23 protein-coding genes are annotated in these 21,755 nt (G+C 75.3%); 11 read left to right on the top strand and 12 right to left on the bottom strand.

Features of this window, described 5'->3' with window-relative positions:
• Positions 1–4: 4 nt before the first annotated feature.
• Complete coding sequence (locus ACP6CK_RS14225) at positions 5–988, top strand: Bug family tripartite tricarboxylate transporter substrate binding protein (protein ID WP_426959711.1); 984 nt, start codon at positions 5–7, stop codon at positions 986–988.
• A 159-nt stretch (positions 989–1,147) separates the two neighbouring features.
• On the opposite strand, the gene pip is transcribed toward ACP6CK_RS14225, so the two are convergent.
• Entirely contained in the window at positions 1,148–2,116 is a 969-nt protein-coding gene (gene pip, locus ACP6CK_RS14220) for a prolyl aminopeptidase (RefSeq protein WP_426959709.1), read from the bottom strand.
• A gap of 59 nt (positions 2,117–2,175) precedes the next feature.
• Positions 2,176–3,153, bottom strand: coding sequence for a Bug family tripartite tricarboxylate transporter substrate binding protein (locus tag ACP6CK_RS14215; protein ID WP_426959708.1), 978 nt, complete (start codon positions 3,151–3,153; stop codon positions 2,176–2,178).
• A 182-nt stretch (positions 3,154–3,335) separates the two neighbouring features.
• On the opposite strand from ACP6CK_RS14215, the gene ACP6CK_RS14210 reads away from it, so the two are divergent.
• The 3 genes from ACP6CK_RS14210 (at position 3,336) to ACP6CK_RS14200 (ending at position 6,496) form a co-directional block, all read left to right on the top strand.
• A complete protein-coding gene (locus ACP6CK_RS14210) occupies positions 3,336–4,103 on the top strand; it encodes a hypothetical protein (protein ID WP_426959706.1) in 768 nt (255 codons plus the stop codon).
• Positions 4,104–4,218: 115 nt separating this feature from the next.
• A complete protein-coding gene (locus ACP6CK_RS14205) occupies positions 4,219–5,124 on the top strand; it encodes a metal ABC transporter solute-binding protein, Zn/Mn family (RefSeq protein ID WP_426959705.1) in 906 nt (301 codons plus the stop codon).
• A gap of 91 nt (positions 5,125–5,215) precedes the next feature.
• Complete coding sequence (locus ACP6CK_RS14200) at positions 5,216–6,496, top strand: solute carrier family 23 protein (RefSeq protein ID WP_426959704.1); 1,281 nt, start codon at positions 5,216–5,218, stop codon at positions 6,494–6,496.
• A 356-nt stretch (positions 6,497–6,852) separates the two neighbouring features.
• Here the strand turns inward: ACP6CK_RS14200 and ACP6CK_RS14195 are convergent, their stop codons facing one another.
• The 4 genes from ACP6CK_RS14195 to ACP6CK_RS14180 form a co-directional block, all read right to left on the bottom strand.
• The gene (locus ACP6CK_RS14195; RefSeq protein ID WP_426959703.1) at positions 6,853–7,581 is read right to left on the bottom strand and encodes a lysophospholipid acyltransferase family protein; all 729 of its coding nucleotides are present in this window, start codon (positions 7,579–7,581) and stop codon (positions 6,853–6,855) included.
• Positions 7,578–8,165, bottom strand: coding sequence for a YdcF family protein (locus ACP6CK_RS14190; protein ID WP_426959702.1), 588 nt, complete (start codon positions 8,163–8,165; stop codon positions 7,578–7,580). The genes ACP6CK_RS14195 and ACP6CK_RS14190 overlap by 4 nt, the downstream gene beginning before the upstream one ends.
• Positions 8,166–8,244: 79 nt before the next feature.
• Positions 8,245–9,219: a cell division protein FtsX gene (locus ACP6CK_RS14185; RefSeq protein ID WP_426959701.1), complete on the bottom strand. Its 975-nt coding sequence runs from the start codon at positions 9,217–9,219 to the stop codon at positions 8,245–8,247.
• Positions 9,113–10,207, bottom strand: coding sequence for a cell division ATP-binding protein FtsE (locus ACP6CK_RS14180; RefSeq protein ID WP_426959700.1), 1,095 nt, complete (start codon positions 10,205–10,207; stop codon positions 9,113–9,115). Before ACP6CK_RS14180 ends, ACP6CK_RS14185 begins: the two co-directional genes overlap by 107 nt.
• A gap of 9 nt (positions 10,208–10,216) precedes the next feature.
• Here ACP6CK_RS14180 and ACP6CK_RS14175 point away from each other — a divergent pair, with 9 nt between their 5' ends.
• The gene (locus ACP6CK_RS14175) at positions 10,217–10,696 is read left to right on the top strand and encodes a zinc-ribbon domain-containing protein (RefSeq protein WP_426959699.1); all 480 of its coding nucleotides are present in this window, start codon (positions 10,217–10,219) and stop codon (positions 10,694–10,696) included.
• A gap of 68 nt (positions 10,697–10,764) precedes the next feature.
• On the opposite strand, the gene ACP6CK_RS14170 is transcribed toward ACP6CK_RS14175, so the two are convergent.
• From ACP6CK_RS14170 to phaR, 5 genes are read right to left on the bottom strand one after another with little or no spacing between them, the layout of a single operon-like run.
• Complete coding sequence (locus ACP6CK_RS14170) at positions 10,765–11,421, bottom strand: hypothetical protein (protein WP_426959698.1); 657 nt, start codon at positions 11,419–11,421, stop codon at positions 10,765–10,767.
• Complete coding sequence (locus ACP6CK_RS14165; RefSeq protein WP_426959697.1) at positions 11,418–11,930, bottom strand: hypothetical protein; 513 nt, start codon at positions 11,928–11,930, stop codon at positions 11,418–11,420. Before ACP6CK_RS14165 ends, ACP6CK_RS14170 begins: the two co-directional genes overlap by 4 nt.
• Positions 11,927–12,979, bottom strand: a complete 1,053-nt coding sequence (locus ACP6CK_RS14160) for a glycosyltransferase family 4 protein (protein WP_426959696.1) — start codon at positions 12,977–12,979, stop codon at positions 11,927–11,929. The genes ACP6CK_RS14165 and ACP6CK_RS14160 overlap by 4 nt, the downstream gene beginning before the upstream one ends.
• Positions 12,976–13,404: a hypothetical protein gene (locus tag ACP6CK_RS14155; RefSeq protein WP_426959695.1), complete on the bottom strand. Its 429-nt coding sequence runs from the start codon at positions 13,402–13,404 to the stop codon at positions 12,976–12,978. The genes ACP6CK_RS14160 and ACP6CK_RS14155 overlap by 4 nt, the downstream gene beginning before the upstream one ends.
• 58 nt (positions 13,405–13,462) lie before the next feature.
• Complete coding sequence (gene phaR / locus ACP6CK_RS14150) at positions 13,463–14,092, bottom strand: polyhydroxyalkanoate synthesis repressor PhaR (RefSeq protein WP_426959693.1); 630 nt, start codon at positions 14,090–14,092, stop codon at positions 13,463–13,465.
• A 232-nt stretch (positions 14,093–14,324) separates the two neighbouring features.
• Between phaR and ACP6CK_RS14145 the strand changes: the two genes are divergently transcribed.
• The 4 genes from ACP6CK_RS14145 to ACP6CK_RS14130 all read left to right on the top strand — a co-directional run bounded on the left by ACP6CK_RS14145 (position 14,325) and on the right by ACP6CK_RS14130 (position 18,919).
• Entirely contained in the window at positions 14,325–14,537 is a 213-nt protein-coding gene (locus tag ACP6CK_RS14145) for a hypothetical protein (RefSeq protein ID WP_426959692.1), read from the top strand.
• Positions 14,534–15,850 (top strand): alpha/beta fold hydrolase, encoded by a 1,317-nt coding sequence (locus tag ACP6CK_RS14140; protein ID WP_426959691.1) that lies wholly within the window; start codon positions 14,534–14,536, stop codon positions 15,848–15,850. Before ACP6CK_RS14145 ends, ACP6CK_RS14140 begins: the two co-directional genes overlap by 4 nt.
• A 105-nt stretch (positions 15,851–15,955) precedes the next feature.
• Positions 15,956–17,131, top strand: a complete 1,176-nt coding sequence (locus ACP6CK_RS14135; protein ID WP_426959689.1) for an acetyl-CoA C-acetyltransferase — start codon at positions 15,956–15,958, stop codon at positions 17,129–17,131.
• 129 nt (positions 17,132–17,260) lie between these two features.
• The gene (locus ACP6CK_RS14130) at positions 17,261–18,919 is read left to right on the top strand and encodes a Na/Pi cotransporter family protein (RefSeq protein WP_426959687.1); all 1,659 of its coding nucleotides are present in this window, start codon (positions 17,261–17,263) and stop codon (positions 18,917–18,919) included.
• Between the two features lie 3 nt (positions 18,920–18,922).
• On the opposite strand, the gene ACP6CK_RS14125 is transcribed toward ACP6CK_RS14130, so the two are convergent.
• On the bottom strand, positions 18,923–19,312 hold the full coding sequence (locus tag ACP6CK_RS14125) for a hypothetical protein (protein WP_426959685.1): 390 nt from the start codon (positions 19,310–19,312) through the stop codon (positions 18,923–18,925).
• A 128-nt stretch (positions 19,313–19,440) separates the two neighbouring features.
• Between ACP6CK_RS14125 and ACP6CK_RS14120 the strand changes: the two genes are divergently transcribed.
• Both ACP6CK_RS14120 and hemA read left to right on the top strand, forming a co-directional pair.
• Positions 19,441–20,487 carry an alpha/beta fold hydrolase gene (locus tag ACP6CK_RS14120; protein WP_426959684.1) on the top strand — a complete coding sequence of 349 codons (1,047 nt, stop codon included), beginning with the start codon at positions 19,441–19,443 and terminating at the stop codon, positions 20,485–20,487.
• Between the two features lie 50 nt (positions 20,488–20,537).
• Positions 20,538–21,746 carry a 5-aminolevulinate synthase gene (hemA, locus tag ACP6CK_RS14115; protein ID WP_426959683.1) on the top strand — a complete coding sequence of 403 codons (1,209 nt, stop codon included), beginning with the start codon at positions 20,538–20,540 and terminating at the stop codon, positions 21,744–21,746.
• Positions 21,747–21,755: the final 9 nt, after the last annotated feature.

Below are 21,755 nucleotides of genomic sequence, written 5' to 3'. Positions count from 1 at the left end.
CGAGATGAACGCCACCGTCACGCGCCGCGCGGCGCTCGCCGCGGCCCTGGCCACGGGCTCCGCGGCCAAGGCTCGGGCCCAGGCCGCGCCCTGGCCGACGAAGCCCGTCCGCATCATCGTCCCCTTCCCGCCGGGCGGGCTGGTGGACGTGCTGGCGCGCGCCGTCTCCCAGTCCCTGGCCACGAAGTTCGGCCAGCCCTTCGTGGTGGAGAACCGGGCCGGCGCCGGCGGCAACATCGGCGCCGACGCCGTCGCGAAGGCGGCGCCCGACGGCTACACCCTGCTCGCCTCCTCGCTCGGGCCGCTGGCGGTCAATCAGTTCATCTACCCGTCCATGCCCTATGACACGAACACGGCCTTCGCACCGATCACGCTGCTCGCCGCGACGCCGAAGGTGCTCTGCGTCGCCAACAACCGGCCCTGGCGCAACGTCGGCGCCCTGGTTGCGGAGGCGAAGGCGCGTCCCGGCCAGCTCACCGCCGGCTCCGCGGGCGGCGGAAGCAGCCTTCACCTCGCGCTGGAGCTGTTCAAGGGCGCGACGGGCACGGAGATCCAGCACATCCCCTATCGCGGCGCCGCGCCCGCGGTGACGGACCTCGTCGCCGGCACGATCGATATGGTCATCGACAACGTGCCGAACATCCTCGGCCAGATCCGCGGCCGCGCCGTACGCCCGCTGGCCGTCGCGACCGAGGCCCGCCTGCCGCAACTCCCCGACGTCCCGACCATGGCGGAGGAGGGCGTGCCCGGCTTCATCTTCGGCACCGCCTTCGGCATGGCCGCCCCCGCCGGCACGCCGCCCGACCTCATCGCCCGCGTGGCCGAGGCGGTCGCCGAGGCGCTGCGCGAACCGGCCACCGCCAACCGCCTGACCGAGCAGGGCGCGATCCTCGGCGGCACGGGGCCCGAGGCCTTCGCGGCCCTCATCGGGCGGGAGCGGACCACGCTGGAGCCGGTGATCCGCCGCGCGAACATCCGGGCGGAGTAGGCGCTCCCGTCACGCGGGAATCTCTGCCTTCCGCACCCTCCGCCGGGGGCCAGACGTGGCCCCCGGACCCCGCGATCGATTTGGCGCGGGTGCATGGGGAGCGTTCGCCCCCTGGCGGGCGGGGTCTGGGGAGGGCGGAGCCCTTCCCGGGGTCACCGCCTAACCCCGCCGCCGGAACCGCTCCACCGCCGCCACCAGCGCCGTCCGCACGCCCGGCTCCAGCGCGGAATGCCCGGCATCCGGCACCACCGTCAGCCGCGCCATCGGCCAGGCCTCCGCCAGCTCGAAGGCCGAGACCGGCGGGCAGACCATGTCGTAGCGCCCTTGCACGATCTCCGCCGGCACATGGTCCAGCCGGCGCATCCCGCCCAGCAGCCCCTCCGGCGGCAGGAACAGCCGGTGCGCGAAGTAGTGCGCCTCAATCCGCGCGAGCCCGAGGGCGGAGCGGTCCTGCGCGAAGGACGCCACCGTCTCGGGGGAGGGGAGGAGGGTGCTGCACAGCCCCTCGTAGTTCGACCACGCCCGCGCGGCCGCCATGTGCACGCCCGGATCGGGATCGGTCAGGCGGCGGAGATAGGCGCCCAGCAGGTCGCCCCGCTCCGCGGCCGGCACGTGCTCCGCGAAATTCGCCCAGGCATCCGGGAAGACGCGGCGCAGCCCGTAGAGGAACCAGCTCACCTCGTCGTCGCGTCCCAGGAAGACGCCGCGCAGCACGCAGCCCGTCACCCGGTCCGGATGCGCCTGCGCATAGGCCAGCGCGAGCGTCGAACCCCAGGACCCGCCGAACAGCAGCCATCGCTCCACGCCCAGGAAGCGCCGCAGCGTCTCGATGTCCCGCACCAGGTGCGGCGTCGTGTTGTCCCGCAGCTCGCCCAGCGGGCGGGACCGCCCGGCGCCGCGCTGGTCGAAGATCACCACGCGCCAGTGCGTCGGGTCGAAGAAGCGGCGGTGCACCGCCCCGGCCCCGGCCCCGGGCCCCCCGTGCAGGAAGAGCACGGGCTGCCCCCGCGGATTGCCCACCTGCTCCCAGTACATGACGTGGGAGGGGCCGCCATGCCCGGCGGGGGAGAGCGGCAGAAGCCCGGTCTCATAGGGCGCGATGTCAGGAAAGAGGTCGCCACGCGGCATGTTCGCCTTGTGGCAAGGCGGACGGGGTCCGCGCAACAGGGCGGCCCTCGCCGGGGCGGTCAGTCCGCGCGGATATTCCCCGCCTCGACCACCTGCCGCCAGCGGGCCCGCTCCCCCGCGATCCGGCGGGCGAAGGTGGCACCGTCCTCCAGCACGGGATCGAGGGCGCGCTCCGCAAAGCCGCGCCGCACGGCGGGGTCCGCCAGGGCGCCGAGCAGTGCGCCCTCCCAGAAGGCGCGCGCCGGCTCCGGCAGGCCGGCAGGGGCGGCGATGCCGAACCAGTTCAGCACGGAGAAGCCGGGGAAGCGCGCCGACAGCAGCGGCGCGTCCGGCAGCGCGCCCGAGGGACCCTCGCCCGCCAGGGCCAGCGGCACCATCCGCCCGCCCGCGATCGGGCCGAGCGATTCCGCGAGGTTGGCGAACATCGCATCCACCCGCCCGGCACCGAGGTCCGTCGCCGCCGGCGCGCCGCCGCGATAGGGCACGTGGACGAGGGAGACGCCGTTCAGCGCGGCGAAGCGCTCCATCGCCAGGTGGTTGATCGAGCCATTCCCGGCGGAGCCATAGGTCAACCCGCCCGGCCGCGCCCTCGCCGCCGCCAGGAAGGCATCCACGTCGGCGAAGGGCGCCCCCGGGCGGACCACGAGCACCATCGGCGTGCCGACGAGGCAGGCGAGGGGCACGAGGTCCCGGTCCAGGTCCAGCCCCACCGTCACGCCCGGCACCACCGGCCCGACCGACATGATCCCGAGCTGGGTCAGGAACAGCGTGTGCCCGTCCGGCGCCGCCCGGGACGCGGCCTGCGCGCCGAGATAGCCGTTGGCGCCCGGTCGCGGATCGACGACCACGGGCTGACCGGCGCGCGGCCGCAGCGCCTCGGCCAGCAGCCGCGCGACGATGTCGGTGGTGCCGCCGGGCGGGAAGCCGGTGATCAGCCGCACGTCGCGGGTCGGCGCCCAGCCCTGGGCGGTGCCGGGCCGCGGCGAGAGAGCCGCCGCGGCTCCCGCCAGCATCAGGTCACGTCGTGAAGGCCGCATTTCCCCATTCCTTTCCCGGACCATCCGCGCGCCCATGGCTCACGCGGCCGGTCATCCCGCGGCGGAAGAGGCAATCGGCGTGCCGTTGGTATACCGCAATCTCGGGACCAGTTCGGGCGCGCGCGCAACAGAGCCGCAACACACCCCTTAGCGTCGGCGCGCTCAGCGCTTACCTTGGACGCATGGCTCGCCCTCAGACCGGTCCGTCCTCGGCCCCCCGCGCCCCCGGTGCGCGGGTGGCCGAGCTGCGCTGCGCCGTCTGCGGCACGGAAAGCCGCCAGCCCCGCTTCCGCCCCGCCGCGCCGGAGGGTGCGCCCGACCTCGACCTCCGCCCCGGGGAGCCGCTGCGGGGCACGATGGAGTCCTGGCTCCAGCAATGCCCGCATTGCGGCTATGCGGCGCCGGAGATCGCCCGCGCCCATCCCGCCGCGATCGAGGCCGTGGGCACCGCCCCCTTCCGCGCCCTCATCAACGACGCCTCCCACCCGCCCCTCGCGCGCCGCTTCCTCGGCTACGCCTACGTGCTGGAGGAGACGGGCGCGCTCCACGCGGCCGCCGAGGCCACGCTCCAGGCCGCCTGGGTCGCGGACGACGCCCGCCGCCCGGAGCTCGCCCGCGCCTGGCGGCAGGACGCGGTGGCCCTCTGGCGCGCCGGCCCGCCGCTGGACACCGAACAGACGATGCGCGTGGTGGACGCGCTGCGCCGGTCCGAGGCCTTCCCCGACGCCGCCCTGACGGCCGAGCGCCTCGCGGCATCCCACCCGCCGGAGGCCGTGTCCGGGGTGCTCGCGCTGGAGCAGCGGCTGATCGCCGCCGAGGATTCCGGCCGCCACACCGTCGCCAGCGCCCTGCCGCCGCCGACCCACCGCCCGCACGCCACCCAGTCCTCCATCGCGCGCCGTCGGGGCGGGCTCTGGGAGCGGCTGAGCCGCCTCTGGCGCCGGGGCTGAGACAGCCGGCGCGGCACGGGCCCCCGGACGCCGCTCGCGAAGCGCATGGAGGAACGTCCGGGTCGCGCAAGCGGCCCCGGGCGGCGTCCGTCCCCTTCAGGCAAGTGGTCCACCGATGAAGCGCCGCACGCTCCTTGCCGCCGCGATGGCCGCGCCGGCCATCCGTTCCGCGCAGGCACAAGCCGCCCTTCCCGTGGTGGCCAGCTTTTCCATCCTCGGCGACATGGTCCGGCAGGTGGCCGGGGACCGGCCGTTGGCCCTGCACGTCCTGGTCGGACCCGACGCGGACGCGCACGAGTTCCAGCCCCGACCCTCCGACGCTGAGCGCCTGCGCGGCGCCGCCCTGCTCGTCCGCAACGGGCTGGGCTTCGACGCCTGGATCGACCGCCTGACCCGCGCCGCCGCCTTCCGCGGCACCGTCGTGACCGCGACGGACGGCGTGACGCTGCGCGCCCGGGAGGGCGGCGGGCGCGGGCGCGCCGGCCAACCCGACCCGCACGCCTGGGGCGATCCGCGCAATGCGGTGACCTACGCCCGCAACATCGCCGCCGGCCTCGCCGCCGCCGATCCGGCCAACGCCGCCCTCTACGCCCGCAACGCCGAGGCCTACGCCGCCCGCCTCGCCGCCCTCGACGCCGAACTCCGCGCCGCCATCGCCACCATCCCCGAGCCCCGTCGCCGCGTCGTCACCAGCCACGACGCCTTCGCCTACTTCGGCGCCGCCTACGCCATCCGCTTCCTCGCCCCCCAGGGCGTCAGCACCAACGCCGAGCCCTCCGCCGCCGAGGTCGCCGCCCTCATCCGGCACGTCCGCGCCGAGGGCATCACCGCCGTCTTCCTCGAGAACATGGCCAGCCCCACCACCCTCGAGCGCCTCGCCCGCGAGGCCGGCGTGCGCGTCCGCGGCCGCCTCTACGCCGACGCCCTCTCCGCCCCTTCCGGCCCCGCCCCCACCTACGAGGCCCTCATCCGACACAACGCCGGCCTCCTCCTCCCCGCCATGCGCGGCGACGCCCCGTGATGCCTCACCCCTGACGCCGGCCGGCGCGTCGCGTGGACGCGCCGCCGCACCGACGCCATCCTCCCCCGATGCTGAATCGGGGAGGGGGCGCATGATGTCCTGGACGGAGGTCCGGCCGGTGGCCGGCGCGACGGTGCTGCCGGAGGAGCGGCTGCCCTGGCCGCAGACGCTCGCCATGGGCCTGCAGCACGTGGTCGCCATGTTCGGCGCCACCGTCCTCGCGCCCCTGCTGATGGGCTTCGACCCGAACGTCGCCGTGCTGATGAGCGGCATCGGCACGCTCATCTTCTTCTTCGCGGTGAAGGGGCGCGTGCCCTCCTATCTCGGCTCCTCCTTCGCCTTCATCGGCGTGGTCATCGCCGCCACCGGCTACACGGCGCCGGGACCCAACGCGAACATCGGCGTGGCGCTCGGCGGCATCATCGCCTGCGGCATCGTCTATGCCCTGGCGGGCCTCGCGGTGACGCGCCTCGGCACCGGCTGGATCGAGCGGCTGATGCCGCCCGTCGTCACCGGCACGGTCGTCGCCGTGATCGGGCTGAACCTCGCCGCCATCCCCGTGAAGAACATGGCGCCCACCGGCTTCGACGCCTGGATGCAGGCCGTGACCTTCGTCTCCGTCGCTCTCGTCGCGGTCTACGCGCGCGGGCTGACGCAGCGCCTGCTCATCCTCGTCGGGCTGATCATCGCGAGCGTCATCTACTGGGCCCTGGCGAACGGACTCGGGCTCGGCCGTCCGATGGATTTCTCGGCGGTGACGGCGGCGCCGTGGTTCGGCGTGCCGCGCTTCGCGGCGCCTTCCTTCAGCCTCTCCGCCATCCTCCTGATCGCGCCGGTCGCGATCGTGCTGATGGCGGAGAATCTCGGCCACCTGAAGGCGGTCGGCGCCATGACCGGGCGGAACATGGACGCGCAGGTCGGCCCTGCCTTCATCGGCGACGGCGTCGCCACCATCGTCTCCGGCGCCGTCGGCGGCACGGGCGTCACCACCTATGCCGAGAACATCGGCGTCATGGCGGCGACGCGCGTCTACTCCACCCTGCTCTTCGTCGTGGCGGCGGTGGCGGCGATCATCCTCGGCTTCTCGCCGAAGTTCGGGGCGCTGATCGGCGCCATCCCGCTGCCGGTCATGGGCGGCGTCTCCATCGTCGTCTTCGGCCTCATCACCGTCGCCGGCGCGCGGATCTGGGTGGACAACCGGGTGGACTTCTCCCGGCCGGAGAACCTGATGGTCGCGGCCATCCCGCTCGTGCTCGGCACCGGCGACTTCACCCTGCGCTTCGGGGGCTTCGCGCTCGGCGGGATCGGCACCGCCACCTTCGGCGCGATCCTCCTCTGGGCGCTCCTGGGCCGCGGCGCACCGCGCCGCTGACGAAAGGACCGGCGGCCCGCCCCCGGGGTGGGCCGTCCGGGCAGGGGCGCTTCCAGCGGCGTTCCCGGAGCGACGCGTGCTGCGGACCCCTTCGGGGCCCGGTCCCCCACCGCCCCGCGAGCAGCCGAAGGGTTTTCCCACACTCTATCCACAGGCCCGGCCTTCCCGACCCCACGCGGGACGGGGAAATCCAAAGCTTGTCCACAGATCGGCAGCCAGCAGGGCCGAAAAACAGACAAGTGTTTGATTTAACCCGGGAAGTTATTATCCACAGCAGCCGGCCCCGACGCCAAAACCGAGACTCCACAAGGCTTTGCTCCGGAGTCTTGGGGCGCGGTGGGAAGCCGTGCCCGCATCTATTCCACGGAGTTGTCCACAGCCCCCTCGAGCCCATGCGCGGCGGTCTCCACCGAGCGCTGCGCCCGCGCCATCAGTTCCTCGCGCGGCAGGTCGGGCGGCAGGGGCGGCAGCACCGCCAGCGTGACGACCCCCGGCCGCTTGAGATAGGCGCGGCGGCCCCAGAACCGCCCGGCATCGGTTGCCACCGGGATCACCGGCAGGCCGGTGGCCGCCGCCAGCGCCGCGAGCCCGGGCTGCCACCGCCGCCGCTCCCCCGGCGGCGTGCGGGTGCCCTCGGGGAAAATGACGATCTGCCGTCCCGCCGCCACCGCGCCCCGCGCGGCGCGGACGAGGCCCTTCAGCGCCGCCGCGCCCCCCGAACGGACCACCGGGATGGACCCGACATGGCGCGCGAGCGAGCCCCAGAGGGGAATCCGCAGCAGCTCCGCCTTCAGCACGTAGACCGGCGCGGGAAGCAGGGCGTTCCAGACGATCGTGTCGAGGGTCGACTGGTGCTGGGCCGCGATCAGCGCCGCCCCGCCTTGGGGCAGGTGCTCCGCCCCGGTGACGCGCAGGCGCATGTCGCAGACCACGCGCAGCAGCCAGAGCACGAGCCGCGCCCAGGCCCGGACGTAGCGGATGATGTGTTGGCCCCGGAACGCCAGCAGCGGCAGCCCCGCGATCACCATCGCCCCGGTCGCGGCGAAGAACAGCAGGTTGAACAGCGTCGAGCGAAGAAGGATCACCGCGCCGGCTCCCGCCGCTCCACGAGAGTGGAGAGTCCCGCGGCCGCGCCGACGAGCTTCACGTATTCCCGGACCAGGGCCACGGGCCTCGGCAGGTGCGGCTGTACGGGCAGCGGGTGCAGCGTCGCGTCGGGCATGGCGCGGCGGAGTTCGAGCAGGGCGCGGGGCATGTGGAATCCGGCGGTGACGACGGTGACCTCCCGAAGGTTTCCGGCGCGCGCCCAGGCCGCGACCTCCCGCGCATTGCCGTGGGTGCTGGTCGCGGCGTGGCCGAGGGTAACCCGGGGGGCGAGCGTGGCGGGATCCGGCCCCTCCACCCCCGCCGCCCGCATGAGCTCGGCCAGGGTGGCGTAGCGCCCGGCGCCGGAGATGATCAGGCGCGCCCCCGGCCGGTCCGTCAGAAGCAGAAGCCCCGCCTCCACCCGGTCGGGCCCGCCGGTGAGGACGGCGATGCCGGGGCTCGGCGGCGGGGGGAAGGGGGCCGGCTCCGCCGCGCGGTGAAGGAACCAGAGAAAGCCGCCCAGCCCCGCGAGGACCAGGGCGGCGAGCGTCACGGAAACGGGGCTGAGGACCCGTCTCCTCACGCGCGCCCCCCGGCGCACGGCCGGCTGCCAGGAACGCCGCGTCCCGCGCGAGGGACCTCCACGGCAGCCCGGCCGGACGTCATGGCAGGTGGCGGAGCCAGCGGCGCACGGTGGCCTGGGCGGTGAGCCAGCCGATCAGGCCGGCGGCGGGCGGCAGCGCCGCGAGGGAGAGCCAGGGCAGTCCGCCGAGGGCCTCCACGCTCCAATGGGCCGTGCCGCCCGTCAGCGGCGCGGCGAGCGCCGCCAGGGCGGCGAGGGCGGGCACGGCCAGCAGGGCGCCGAGCAGCGCCCCCAGCGCCGCCAGCCCCGCGACGCGCCGGCTGAAGCGGCCCGCGATGTCGCTGCCCGTGGCCCCGAGGTCGTGCAGGATGCCGATCGCGTCCCGCCGCGCCGCCAGCCCGGCCCGGGTGGCGACCGCGACCACGGCCGCCGACACCCCGGCCACGAGGGCGAGCACCGCCAGCGACACCCCGGCCACGGAGCGGACGAGTGCGGTCAGCCGGGCCACCCAGACGCCGTGCGCCTCCAGCTCCGCCCCCGGCACCGCCTCGGCCAGCCGGGCCCCCAGGGCGGAGAGCGAGGCGTCGGCGGCGGCCAGGCGAAGCTCGATCACCCCCGGCAGTGGCAGGGCCGGCCGCTCTCCCAGCCAGGGCCGGAGCAGCTCGGCGATCCGTTCCTCCCCCACCGCGTCGGCGCTGGCCACGGCCGGGTGGGCGCGCAGCAGGGCGAGGGCGCGGGCCATCCGCGCCTCGGTCGGGTCCGGCACCTGCACGGTCACGGCGGCGGCCGCGCCCTCCTGCCAGCGCTCCGCCAGCCGGGCCGCGCCCTGCGCGCCGGCCAGGGTAAGGGCGGCCAGCAGCGCCATGGCCGCGACCAGCCCCGGCAGCAGCCGGTCCGACAGGGCGCGGCGCAGGCCGAGCGGGTCGCGGGCGATGCGGCGGCGGCGCTCAGCCAGGGTCGTCTCCGTCGCGGGGCGGCGTGACGCTCGGCCAGATGGCCGCGCGCAGGCGGGGGGAGGGGGTGTCGGGGTCCGGGGCGCGGGGGCCGGGAACATGGCCGGGCGGCCGCGGCGGCGGCTCCTCCACCGGCAGGCCCCAGCGGGGATCGTCGGCCGGCTCGGGCGCGGGGGGGCGGCTCGGCGGGGGCGGCGCGGCCTCCGCGATCACCGGCGGCGGCGGGACGGGCACCGGCGGCGGACCAGAGGGCGGCGGCCCAGGCGGCGGTCCCGGCGGCGCCTCCCCGCCCTCCGGGTGCAGGGGCGCGGCGGCGTCGGCATAGGGCCAGGGGAGCAGCGCCTCGATCCGCCCGGCCTGGAGCACCATCACATGGCCGGGGTGCTGGGCGATCAGCTCGTGGTTGTGGGTCGCGACGATCACCGTGGCGCCCAGGCGGTTCATCTCCGCCAGCAGCATCAGCAGGCGGCGGGACTGGTCGGGGTCCAGGTTGCCGGTCGGCTCGTCCGCCACCAGCAGGGCGGGGCGTGTGACCACCGCCCGGGCGATCGCCACCCGCTGCTGCTCCCCGCCCGAGAGCTGCGGCGGCAGCGCCTCCTCCCGCCCCGCCAGCCCGACCCAGCGCAGCATCTCCTGCACGTCCGGCCGAAGGCTCGATTCGGTGCGCCCGGCCAGCCGCAGCGGCAGCGCCACGTTGTCGAAGGCGGTGAGGTAGGGGAGCAGGCGGAACTCCTGGAACACCGCCCCGATCCGCCGCCGCAGCGCCGGCAGGTCCCCCCGCCTCGCCTGGGAGAGCGGCGTGCCCAGCACCTCCACCTCTCCCCGCGTGGGCCGCATCGCCAGCTGCATCAGCCGCAGCAGCGAGGTCTTGCCCGCACCCGAAGGGCCCGTCAGCCAGGTGAAGGACCCCTGCGGCAGGGTGAAGGACAGGTCGCGCAACGTCTCCCGGCTGCCGCCCAGCGGATCCGGGTAGCGCAAGCCGACCTCGGAGAAGCGCACCATCCCCGGCCGTGTGCCATGACCACCGCCGCGCCGATAGGCCGTCCGGCCGGGCGCGGTGCCGTTGCCCGCGGCGCGGCGCGCTCCCATGCTGCGGCCATGCGCGTCGCCTGCCCGAACTGTGCCGCCGAGTATGATCTGCCCCCGGCCGTCACGGCCCGGCTGGCCGGCGGCAAGACCGTGCGCTGCACGCGCTGCGGCACGTCCTGGGCGCCCGAGCTCCCGTCCCCCGAACGCCAGACCCCTGAACGCCAGACGCCGGAGCGCCAAACGCCGGAGCGCCAAACGCCGGAACGCCCTGCCCGGGAGGAGGCCGCCCCACGCCCGGTCTTCTCCGCCGCGGAGCCGCCGCTGGACATGCCGCGCCCCCCGGCACCGGCGCCCCTCCCGCCGAAGCCCCGCGCCGAGCCGGTGCCCGTGGAACGGCCGCAACCCCGCGCCGCGCTCGGGATCGCCTGGGCCGCCTCCCTGCTGATCCTCGCCGGTGCGGCCTATGCCGCCTGGCACTGGCGCGCCGAGGTGGTGGCCGCCTGGCCACCGGCGGCCCGGGCCTACATGGCGCTGGGGCTGGCGGGGTAGGCCGGAAGTCGGCTCTCCCAGAGGCAAGCCCGAGCCGTCCCGGTGAACGCAAGGCAACCGGAACGGCTCTAGGAACCCGGTGCGCCGTCGGCCCCCTCGGCGAAGAGCGCGTCCCAGAGCGCCGCCACCCGCGCGACCGCCGGATCATCCGCCGCCGCGCCCCAGCGGGCGAGGTCGCGGCCGGTCTCCCGGGCGGCCTCCATCAGCGGCCGGGCCTCCAGCGCCGTCGCGAGGACCGGCAGGAGCGCGCCGGCCCAGTCCTCCGGCGGCTGCACCGGGTCCAGCACCGCCACCGGCCCCGGGCAGACCTCGCGCGCGGGACCGAGAAGCGCCGGACCGGGCAGGAGGATGCCTGCGGCCCGGGCGGCCAGCGCCTCCGGCAGGATCGCCGCATCACGGCCGGACGGCGCGGCCCGCAGGACCAGCAGGCCGGGCACCGCGTCCAGCAGGGCGGCCGCGTCTCCGCCGGCGTCGGCCTCCCCCTCGGCCACGAGGATGACCGCGTCCAGGGCAGCCCCGGCACCGGCCGGTTCCCGGACCGCCAGGGCGCGGACGGGCGGGATCTCCGATCCCTCATAAGGGATCGCCGGGGACGCGGCCCCGGTCCGGCACGGCGTGACCTGATGGCCCAGCTCGGTCAGGCGCCGCAGCAGCGGCCCCAGCCGGTCATCCGCCCAGGCCCCGCACAAGGCGAGGCGGAGCGGAGAAAGGGCCGCGCCGCTCATCCGAGCAGACCCGTCAGGACGCGGTCCCATTCTGCACCCTGCGCCTCCCCCGGCGCGGGCAGCAGCCCCGCCTCCAGCCCCAGGTCGCGCAGGGCCTCGACCCCCGCCGCATCGGCGAAGCGGGCATGGCATCCGGCCAGCGCCTCCGCCACCGCGGCGCGGAGAATCCCGTGCGGCGCGGCGCCGGCCGGGGCGGGGCGAAGGGCGGCCGCCCAGGGATCGCTCTCCGCGTGCGGCAGCCAGGCGACCCGCGTGCCCCCCACCCCGTCCAGCGGCACGAGCGCGGCCGCGAGGCGGAGGGCGATCACCCGGTCGACATTTGTCGCCCGCAGGCCGCGCGCGATCAGCACCTCCTCCACCATCCGCTCCGGCGCGGCGCCGGCCAGGGGAAGATGCATCGCCTCGGCCCCGTGCCCGGCGGCGCGGAGCGCCCGGACCAGCCCCTCGGCCGTCGCCTCGGCGGGGCCGCGCGCGAAGGGCGAACGGGCGGTCAGGACGAGGAGCCTCATGCCAGCAGCCGCGCGATCACCGCGTCCCAGGTCACGCCGAGCTCCGCCACCCGCGCCTCGGCCGCGGCGCCGAGGCGGGCGGCGCGCGCCCGGTCCTCGTAGAGCGCGTCGAAGGCGGCGGCGAGCGCCGCGGGCTTGGCCGGCGCGATGATCCCCTCCACCCCGTCGCGCACGAACTCCATCACGCCGCCCGAATCCGGCGTGGTGACCGTCGCGCGCCGGGCATGGGCGGCCTCCAGCGTCGGGTAGCCGTAGCTGTCCTCGTCCACCGGCAGATAGGCGTTCGCGAGGGCGCCGGAGAGAAGCGCCGCCTTCTCCTCCTCCGTGATCCAGCGATGGTCGAGCGTGACCCAGGCCTCCAGCCCGTGCTGCGCGACCAGCGCCCGCAGCCGGTCGTGATAGGCGGGGTCCGAGGTCAGCCCCGCGAGGTGCAGCCGCACCGGCGTGCGCGTGTGCGCCATCGCCTCGATCAGCAGGTGCTGCCGCTTGTGCGCCTCCATCCGGCAGACCGAGACGATCGCGTCGCCGAAGGGGCCGGGGACGAAGAGCTCCGGCCGCTGCACCGGCGGATAGAGCACCTGCGGCGACAGCCCGTTGAAGCGCCGCACCCGCTCCGCGACGACGCGGGAGTTGGAGAAGAGGCCGTGCGCCTCCGCCAGCGCCCGCGTGTCGGCGCGATGCATCGCCGCGCGGATGCCGCGCATCTCCGGCGTATCCGGCAGGTGGCCGTGCTCCGGCCCCCAGAGGTCGTAGAAGATGCGGATGTGGTGGATGAACCAGCACATCTTCCGCCGGTGCCGCACGAGGTGCGAGGGCGGGCGGAAGGTCACGATCCGGTCGAAATGCGCGTCCAGGTCGATCATTCGCCAGGCCGCCATCTGGTGCAGCAGGGTGGCGGGATCGTCTGAACTCGGCAGCAGCACCTCCTCCACCCGATGGCCCGCGGCGGTCAGCCGCTCCGCCAGCCAGCGGACGATGAAGCGCGCGCCCCCGTCGATCAGCGGAACGGCGGAGGAGACGAGGCCGATGCGCTGCGGTGCGCCGCTCACGCGGGGGCACCCGGGCCCGGCGTCCCCCCGTTCGCCCCGGGGCGAACGGCGCGGCGCAGCGCCTCCACCGCCTCGGCGGAGGCGAGGCCGGATTGCCGCCGCTCGAGCTGGGCGATGCGCGCGGCCATCCGCGCCTCGAGCGCCGCGATCTCCGTCGCCAGCCGCGCCTCGGCAGCCGCGGCGACGCTGGCCGTGACCCGTTGCTCCAGGCGGCGCAGCACGGGGCGCAGCAACGGCGCGACGACCGGGCGGATCAGGGCGAGGAACCGGGACGCCAGGCCCGGGCCGGGCGCAGGCGTCGCGTCCGGCAGCCCGACCGCCGCCGGGCCCGGCAGCGGGGCGGCGGACCCCTCGCGAAGGGCACCGAGAAGGGCGCGCGAGGGCAGGGCGCGGCCCAGACCGGGGCTTGTCACGTCGGCCGTCATGGGCCGCAGCGCCTATCACGCCGCACCCGGCCGGGCCAGGGCGGCGCGGCGGAAGCCCCTAGCGGCTCCCGCCCTCCGCGCCGTTGCGCCGCAGCGCGGCGAGCTCGTTCCGGAGCATCGTGATCTCCTCCCGCATCGCCTCCACGTCCTCCGCCGGCGCGGGGCGCCCATTGCCGGCGGGCGGGCGCGGGAAGGGGGAGAAGAGGCTCATGGCCCGCTCCAGCATCGCCAGGTTCTGCTTGCCCATCTCCTCGAAGGGGGCGAAGGCGTTGAAGCCGCCCATGGCCTGCCCCATCGCCTCCTGCGTGGCGCGCCGCATCTGCTCCTGCTGGCGCGCGAAGGTGCCCATCGTGGCCTCGAGGTAGCGGGGCACGACCGCCTGCAGGCTGTCGCCATAGAGCCCGATCAGCTGGCGCAGGAAGGGAATCGGCAGAAGGTTCTGCCCCTTGCTCTCCTCCTCCACGATGATCTGGGTCAGGACGGAGCGGGTGATGTCCTCCCCGCTCTTGGCGTCACTCACGGTGAAGTCCCGGCCCTTGCGGACCATGTCCGCCAGATCCTCCAGCGTGACGTAGGAGGACGACTCGGTGTTGTAGAGCCGGCGGTTCGCGTATTTTTTCACCACGACCGGAGGGCGGGTCTCCGCGTTGTCGGTGGTGACATCCGGCGGCGCATCGGGCTGTGCCATAGGGGGCTCCTCTTCCCGGGACCTGATGCGGCCTGAACCTGGGCCGCGCCCCTCCGGGATGCTAGCCCTGCTATGCCGCGGTGCGAAAGGGACGTCGCGCCCCTGGAAGGGTTCGGGCTGGAGAATGCATGAGCGAACCGGAGGGCGACGACGCGGCCCGGCTGGCCCAGCTGGCGGCGGACTGGATCGCGCTGTGGCAGGGCGAGCTGATGGCCCTGGCCGCCGATCCCGAATGGTCCGCGGCCCTGGCCGCCTGGTCGGCCTCGGGGGCGGACTGGACTCGGGCCTGGGCCGCGGCCGCGCGGCCGCCCGCGCCACCATCCTGGCCGGGCGCCGCGCCGCCCTTCGCCGCCGGCGCGATGCCCGCGCCTTGGACCGGGGCGGGAACGCCGGTGCCCTGGCCGCCCGTCCCACCCCCCGTTCCGCCGCCGCCCGCCGCCGATGACCCCCCGCCGGGGCCCGCGCCCGCTGCCCCTGCACCTGCTGCTGGCGGGGCACCGCGCCTGGATGGCGATGGCGGCGATTCCCTCGATGACCTCCGGGACCGGATCGCCCGCATGGAGCGGGAGCTGGCCGGGCTTCGCGCCACGGTCCGAGGCGGCCCGGGCGGAGCGGAGCCGGATCCTGGCCGCCCTGCCGCGGAACGCCCCGCTGGGGAACGCCCAGCCGGGGAACGCCCAGCCGGGGAACGCCGGATCCGCCGGCGGAACTGACGCGCTGCGCGCCGCCGTCTGGCGGCGCCTCTGGGAGGAGGATGCCGCGCTCATCCGCGGCATCGCCGCCTACCGCTCCCATCCCTGGCGCCGAACGCTGGACGACCCGCCGGTGGCGTGGCGGGAGGGGCCGGCCCGGCTGCTGGACCACGGCGGCACGGGCCCCGCGGTCCTCTTCGTGCCGTCCCTGGTGAACCGGGCGACGGTGCTGGACCTCATGCAGGGCCACTCCATGGTCCGTTGGCTCGCCGGGAACGGGGGCCGCGTGATGCTGCTCGACTGGGGCTGGCCGGGCGCGGAGGAGCGCGGCTTCACCCTGACCGACTGGATCGCCGGGCGGCTGGAGCGGGCGCTCGTCGCCGCGCGGGATGCCGCGGGCGGGCCGGTGGTGCTGGCCGGCTACTGCATGGGCGGGCTGCTGACCCTCGCCGCGGCGCTGCGCCGTCCGGATCTGGTGCGCGGGCTCGTCCTGCTCGCCACCCCCTGGGACTTCCACGCCGGCGGCCCGGAGGACCGCGCCCGCGCCGCCGCGGCCGCGCGGATACTGCCGGGCCTGGAGACGGTGCTGGGCGCCACGGGCACCCTGCCGGTGGACTGGCTCCAGGCGCTCTTCGCGGGCATCGACCCCTTCGGCATCGCCCGGAAGTTCCGCGCCTTCGCCAAGATGGACCCAGACCACCCGCGCACCGCCCATTTCGTGGCGCTGGAGGACTGGCTGAACGACGGCGTGCCGCTGCCGGCCCCCGTCGCGCGGGAATGCCTGGCCGGCTGGTACGGGGAGAACACGCCGGCCCGCGGCACCTGGCGGGTCGCGGGCGCGGCCGTCGATCCCGCCCGCTGGCGCGGCCCGTCCTTCGTCGCGATCCCCCGCGGCGACCGGATCGTGCCGCCGGACAGCGCCCGTGCCCTGGCCGCCCGGCTGCCCGACGCGGCGGTGCTGGAGGTGGCGGCCGGCCATATCGGCATGGCCGCGGGCATGAGCGCGGAGGCCGTCCTGTGGCGCCCGTTGCGGGACTGGTTAAGCGCGCTGCCGCCGCCTAAGTGACCGCTCGCGGGTTGTGCGGCGCTGCGCTGCGGCGCAGCATCCTGCAACGGCCCCAGAACCGGCCCGGCCCGCCAGCGACCGGCACGAAAGCAGGAACCGCCAGACATGGACGACATCGTCATCGCCTCCGCCGCCCGCACGCCGGTGGGCAGCTTCAACGGCGCCTTCGCCAGCCTGTCGGCCCATGCCCTCGGCAGCATCGCGATCAAGGCGGCGCTGGAGCGCGCGGGGGTGGAGCCGGGCCAAGTGGACGAGGTGATCCTCGGCCAGGTGCTGGCGGCCGGCGCGGGCCAGAACCCGGCGCGCCAGGCCTCGGTCATGGCCGGCATCCCGGTGGAGCGGACGGCCTTCGGGATCAACCAGCTCTGCGGTTCCGGCCTGCGCACCGTGGCGCTCGCGGCGCAGCAGATCGCGACCGGCGACGCCGCGATCGTGATCGCCGGCGGTCAGGAGAGCATGACCCAGGCGCCGCACGCCGCGAACCTGCGCGCGGGCCAGAAGATGGGCGACCTGGCCATGGTGGACACCATGATCAAGGACGGCCTGTGGGACGCCTTCCACGGCTACCACATGGGCACGACTGCGGAGAACGTGGCCCAGAAGTTCCAGATCACGCGGGAGCAGCAGGACGAGTTCGCCGCCGCCTCCCAGCGCAAGGCCGGGGAGGCGATGAAGGCCGGCAAGTTCAAGGACGAGATCACCCCCGTCACCGTGAAGGGTCGCAAGGGCGACACCGTCTTCGAGAACGACGAGTACCCGAAGCCCGAGACGACGCTGGAGGTGCTGCAGAAGCTGCGCCCCGCCTTCTCCAAGGACGGGTCGGTCACGGCCGGCAACGCCTCCGGCATCAACGACGGCGCGGCGGCCATCCTGGTCATGCGCGGGGCGGACGCGGCGAAGCGCGGCGTGACCCCGCTGGCGCGGATCGTGTCCTGGGCCACCGCGGGCGTGGACCCCTCCATCATGGGCACCGGCCCCATCCCGGCCTCCCGCAAGGCGCTGCAGAAGGCCGGGTGGAACATCCAGGACCTCGACCTGATCGAGGCGAACGAGGCCTTCGCCGCCCAGGCCTGCGCGGTGAACAAGGACCTGGGCTGGGACCCGTCCAAGGTGAACGTGAACGGCGGCGCCATCGCGCTCGGCCATCCGATCGGGGCCTCCGGCGCGCGGGTGCTGACCACCCTGCTCTTCGAGATGAAGCGCCGCGGCGCGAAGAAGGGCCTCGCCACCCTCTGCATCGGCGGCGGCATGGGCGTCGCCATGTGCGTCGAGGCGGCCTGACCGCCTGACGATCGGGGGCGGCGTGGAAGGTTCCACGCCGCCGAACCCCGCGCCCGGTCCAGATGGCGCTCGCGTGACCCCTCGATGACGCCTATGTTGGACCTCCCACACCCGGGGAGGTGACCCGCCTTGGACGCGCTGCGGCTGATGATCGAGCTGGCCGGTGAGGCCGCGCTCCTCCTCTTCGGCCTCGGCCTCGTCCAGCGCGGGATCGAGCGCGCCTTCGGCCCCGCGCTGCGCCAGGGGCTGAACCGCGCGCTCGGCGACCGCTGGCGGGCCTTCGCGGCGGGGCTGGCGGCCACCGCCGCGCTGCAATCCTCCACCGCCGCGGGGCTGATGATCGCGCGGCTCCAGAGCACGGGGCTGCTGGCGCTGACCGCGGCGCTCGCGGCGATGCTCGGCGCGAATGTCGGCACCGCGCTGATCGTGCAGGTCCTGTCCTTCGACCTCCGCGCCGTCTTCCCCGCCTTCATCCTGATCGGCTGGATCGCCTTCCGCGCGCGCCGGGCCCGGACGCGGGACCTCGGGCGGGCGGCGATCGGGCTCGGGCTGATGCTCGCGGCCCTGCACCTCATGCTCTCGACCATGGCGCCGGTGGAGGACTCCGCGGCCCTCCGAAGCCTCCTGCCGCTGCTGAACGAGAACCCCCTGCCGGCCCTGCTGCTCGCCGCGGCGCTGGCCTGGGCGACGCACTCCTCCCTCGCCGCCGTGCTGCTGGTGGGCTCGCTGGCGGCGGCGGGTCTGGTCGGGCCCACAGCGGCGGTGGCCATGGTCGCCGGCGCCAACCTCGGCGGCGCGGTGCCGCCGCTCCTCGCCGCCCGCCACGGACGGCGCGGGCAGGCCGACCCGGCCGCGATGCGCCTGCCGCTCGGCAACCTGCTGAACCGCGCCGTCGGCGCGGTGCTCGTGCTCGCGCTCCTCGGCCCGCTCTCCGGCTGGCTGGGGATGCTGGACGCGGCACCGGCGCGGCTGGTGGCGAACGCGCATCTCGGCTTCAACCTCGCCCTCGCGATCCTCTTCCTGCCGCTGCTCGATCCGCTGGCCGCGCTGCTCCGCCGTGCCCTGCCGGACCGCGCGCCGGAGGCGGACCCGGGCGCCCCGCGCTACCTCGACACCGCGGCGCTGGCCACGCCGCCCGTGGCCCTGGCGAACGCGGCGCGGGAGGTGCTGCGGCTCGCGGACGGGGTGGAGGCGATGCTGCGCGCCTCCGCCGAGGCCCTCGCCCGCGCCGACCGCGACGCGGCGCGGGAGGTCGGCGCCCTCGATGACACGGTGGACCGGCTGCACCGGGCCGTGCACGCCTACCTCGCCGGCCTGCCGCCCCGGGACCGGCTGGGCGAGGCCGAGGCGCGCCGCCTGGCCGAGATCCGGCACTTCGCCATCGCCATGGAGCATGCCGGCGACATGGTGGACCGCGGCCTGTCGAAGCACGCCGCCCGCCGCGCCCGCCGCGGCATCGCCCTGTCACCGGCGGAAGCCGCCCGCCTCGCCGACCTGCACGAACGCCTCGTCGCCCAGCTCCGCCTCGCCGTGGCTGTCTTCATGCTGGAGGACGCGGAGGCCGCCCGCCGCCTCGTGCAGGAGAAGGAAGCGTGGCGCGATGCCGAGCGCCAGGCCGCCGACCACCTCGCGGAGACCGGCGCCGAGCCCTCCCCGGCGGCGGGCCTTGCCCTCGACGTGACGCGCGACCTCAAGCGCATCGCCGCCCATGTGGCGGCGATCGCCTACCCCCTGCTGGAGCGGCAGGGCGCGCTGCGGACCAGCCGCCTCCGGCCGGTCCAGGGGTAGGGCTCAGCTCGCGCTCAGCCCGCCCCGCGTCGCGGTGATGCGGCTCGCGCGGCAGATATCGATCCCGCGCAGCTCCGCGTTCAGGCCGTTCATCCAGACCACGCGGAAGTCGTACAGGCCGACCTCGGCCGCCGTGTAGTTGATCGTCCGGCCGGCCGGCAGCACGTTCTGGCCCAGCTGGTCCACGCCCCAGCCGGGCCGGCTGGAATGGGAGAAGTAGAACTCCCGGATCGGCGCGCCGGAGAGGTTCGTCAGGGCGAAGCGCGTGTCGCACGTCACCACGCGCGGCTGTTGCAGGACGATCACCTGCTGCGGCTCCTGCGCGCATCCCGCCAGCCCGAGAAGGAGCAGGGCGGGCGCGAGGCAGCGCGTGACCACGGCGCGACGGTTCATGACGATTCCTTTCTTGCAGGCGCCGAACGTTACGGGCCGTTCATAGGGCCGTCCATGCCCAGGCTCCGGGCTTCCGCGGCCCGTGGCGCCCGTGCCACCCTGCCCGCAACCAAGCGGAGGATGACGTCATGCGGGCTGTGGCCGCGGCGATCGGGATGGCTCTTTCCCTGGGGACGGCCCAGGCCCAGCCAGCCCCGGCTCCTGCCTCGGCGCCGCTCCAGATCCGCGAGGTCGGCTCGATGCATGTCGGCGGCCGCGTCGCCACCATCGAGGGACTGCCCTCGCAGGAGATCGTCTTCTCCCCCGGCGCGCCCCCGCTGCGGATCAACCCCAACGGCCAGTTCATGGTGGAGGGGATGTACGCCCAATACATCCGGCTGGCCGAACCCCGCGCCCGCTTCCCCCTGCTGATGTGGCACGGCGGCGGCCTGACCGGCGCCACCTGGGAGACGACGCCGGACGGGCGCCCGGGCTGGCAGATGTTCTTCCTCCGCCAGGGCCACGACGTCTGGGTGTCCGATGCGGTGGAGCGCGGCCGCTCCGGCTTCGCCCGCTCCCCCCAGGTCTTCGCCGGCGAACCGGTCTTCCGCACCATGGGGGAGGGCTGGGGCCTGTTCCGCGTCGGCCCCAATGACGGCTGGAACGCCGAGGCCGGCCAGCGCCGCGCCTTCCCCGACAGCCGCTTTCCCGTTGCCGCCTGGGACCAGTTCACCCGCCAGTCCGTGCCGCGCTGGGTGACGACGGACCGGCAGATCCAGGCGGCCTACGACGCCTATGTCCAGCAGGCCTGCCCCTGCGTGATCGTCGTCCACTCCCAGGGCGGGAACTTCGCCTTCAACGCCGCCCTGAACGCCCCGGACAAGGTGCGGGCGATCATCGCCATCGAGCCCTCCGGTGCGCCGCCCGCCGGCGCGGACGCGGCCCGGCTGCGGGACGTCCCGCACCTGATCGTCTGGGGCGACCACTTCGCCGACAGCCCCTTCTGGACGAACATCCGCACCAACGTGGAGCGCTGGGCCGGCGCGATCCGAGAGGCCGGCGGCCGGGCGGACATCCTGGACCTGCCGGCGGCGGGGCTGCGCGGCAACTCGCACATGATGATGATGGACACCAACTCCGACGAGGTCGCCGGCCGCATCCAGGCCTGGATGACCGAACGGGGCCTGATGCGGTGAGGTTGATGCAGCGCATTGATCCGCGCCGCGAGGGAGCCTAACCCAGCGCCATGACCGACTATGATGCCATCCTGGGCGGGCACCTCGACGCGCTGCGGGCGGAGGGACGCTACCGCCGCTTCCTGACGCTCCGCCGCCAGGCCGGCGCCTTCCCCCGCGCCTTCCGGGACGACGGCCGGGCGGTGACGATCTGGTGCTCCAACGACTACCTCGGCATGGGCCAGCATCCCGCGGTGCTGGAGGCGATGGCCCGCTCCGTCCGGGAGGAGGGCGCGGGCGCCGGCGGCACCCGCAACATCTCCGGCACCGGCCACCACCACGTGGCGCTGGAGCGGGAACTCGCCGCGCTGCACGGGATGGACGCGGCGCTGCTCTGCAACTCCGGCTTCAACGCGAACGAGGCGGCGCTCTCCACCCTCTCGCGCCTGCTGCCGGGCTGCACCGTTCTGTCGGACGCGAACAATCACGCCTCCATGATCGCGGGCATCCGGCATGGCGGCGCGACGAAGCACATCTTCCGCCACAACGACGTCGCCCACCTCGACGCGATCCTCTCCACGCTGCCGAAGGAGGCGCCGAAGATCGTCGCCTTCGAGAGCGTCTACTCCATGGACGGCGACATCGCCCCGATCGCGGAGATCGTGGCCGTCGCGAAGGCCCACAACGCCCTCACCTACCTCGATGAGGTGCACGCGGTCGGCATGTACGGCCCCGGCGGCGCCGGCGTGGCGGCGCGGGACGGCGTGCGCGTGGACATCGTGGAGGGCACGCTCGGCAAGGCCTATGGCGTGGTCGGCGGCTATGTCGCGGGCTCCGCGGCGATGGTGGACGCGGTGCGCTCCTTCGCGCCGGGCTTCATCTTCTCCACCACCCTGCCGCCGCACGTCGCCGCCGGCGCCCTGGCCAGCGTTCGGCACCTTCGATCCTCGGACGCGGAGCGCACGGCCCACCAGGCCCGCGCCCGCCAGACCCGCGACGCGCTCCTGGCCGAGGGCCTGCCGGTCATGGACGCCCCCAGCCATATCATCCCCGTGATGGTCGGCGACGCCGCCCTCTGCCGCGCCGCGAGCGACCTGCTGCTCGAGGAGCACGCCATCTACCTCCAGCCCATCAACCACCCGACCGTGCCGCGCGGCACGGAGCGTCTGCGCGTGACGCCGACGCCGCTGCACGACGACGCGGCCATCGCGGCGCTGGCACGGGCGCTGTCGGCGGTGTGGGATCGGCTGGGGCTCAATAGGCAGCGGCAAGCCGCCTGATCTGTCGCC

This window comes from Muricoccus radiodurans (assembly GCF_050154705.1).
GTDB classification, from domain to species: Bacteria; Pseudomonadota; Alphaproteobacteria; order Acetobacterales; family Acetobacteraceae; genus Roseomonas; species Roseomonas radiodurans.
The sequence above is the reverse complement of the archived record's forward strand: the minus strand, read 5'-3'. Positions and strand labels throughout refer to the sequence as shown.

Bases quoted from the DNA above. Each gene is read 5' to 3' on its own strand.
- ACP6CK_RS14225 (WP_426959711.1), top strand. From the start codon at position 5: ATGAACGCCACCGTCACGCGCCGCGCGGCGCTCGCCGCGGCCCTGGCC.
- pip (WP_426959709.1), bottom strand. From the start codon at position 2,116: ATGCCGCGTGGCGACCTCTTTCCTGACATCGCGCCCTATGAGACCGGG.
- ACP6CK_RS14215 (WP_426959708.1), bottom strand. From the start codon at position 3,153: ATGCGGCCTTCACGACGTGACCTGATGCTGGCGGGAGCCGCGGCGGCT.
- ACP6CK_RS14210 (WP_426959706.1), top strand. From the start codon at position 3,336: ATGGCTCGCCCTCAGACCGGTCCGTCCTCGGCCCCCCGCGCCCCCGGT.
- ACP6CK_RS14205 (WP_426959705.1), top strand. From the start codon at position 4,219: ATGAAGCGCCGCACGCTCCTTGCCGCCGCGATGGCCGCGCCGGCCATC.
- ACP6CK_RS14200 (WP_426959704.1), top strand. From the start codon at position 5,216: ATGATGTCCTGGACGGAGGTCCGGCCGGTGGCCGGCGCGACGGTGCTG.
- ACP6CK_RS14185 (WP_426959701.1), bottom strand. From the start codon at position 9,219: ATGTTCCCGGCCCCCGCGCCCCGGACCCCGACACCCCCTCCCCCCGCC.
- ACP6CK_RS14180 (WP_426959700.1), bottom strand. From the start codon at position 10,207: ATGGGAGCGCGCCGCGCCGCGGGCAACGGCACCGCGCCCGGCCGGACG.
- ACP6CK_RS14175 (WP_426959699.1), top strand. From the start codon at position 10,217: ATGCGCGTCGCCTGCCCGAACTGTGCCGCCGAGTATGATCTGCCCCCG.
- ACP6CK_RS14170 (WP_426959698.1), bottom strand. From the start codon at position 11,421: ATGAGCGGCGCGGCCCTTTCTCCGCTCCGCCTCGCCTTGTGCGGGGCC.
- ACP6CK_RS14165 (WP_426959697.1), bottom strand. From the start codon at position 11,930: ATGAGGCTCCTCGTCCTGACCGCCCGTTCGCCCTTCGCGCGCGGCCCC.
- ACP6CK_RS14155 (WP_426959695.1), bottom strand. From the start codon at position 13,404: ATGACGGCCGACGTGACAAGCCCCGGTCTGGGCCGCGCCCTGCCCTCG.
- phaR (WP_426959693.1), bottom strand. From the start codon at position 14,092: ATGGCACAGCCCGATGCGCCGCCGGATGTCACCACCGACAACGCGGAG.
- ACP6CK_RS14145 (WP_426959692.1), top strand. From the start codon at position 14,325: ATGGTCCGCGGCCCTGGCCGCCTGGTCGGCCTCGGGGGCGGACTGGAC.
- ACP6CK_RS14140 (WP_426959691.1), top strand. From the start codon at position 14,534: ATGACCCCCCGCCGGGGCCCGCGCCCGCTGCCCCTGCACCTGCTGCTG.
- ACP6CK_RS14135 (WP_426959689.1), top strand. From the start codon at position 15,956: ATGGACGACATCGTCATCGCCTCCGCCGCCCGCACGCCGGTGGGCAGC.
- ACP6CK_RS14125 (WP_426959685.1), bottom strand. From the start codon at position 19,312: ATGAACCGTCGCGCCGTGGTCACGCGCTGCCTCGCGCCCGCCCTGCTC.
- ACP6CK_RS14120 (WP_426959684.1), top strand. From the start codon at position 19,441: ATGCGGGCTGTGGCCGCGGCGATCGGGATGGCTCTTTCCCTGGGGACG.
- hemA (WP_426959683.1), top strand. From the start codon at position 20,538: ATGACCGACTATGATGCCATCCTGGGCGGGCACCTCGACGCGCTGCGG.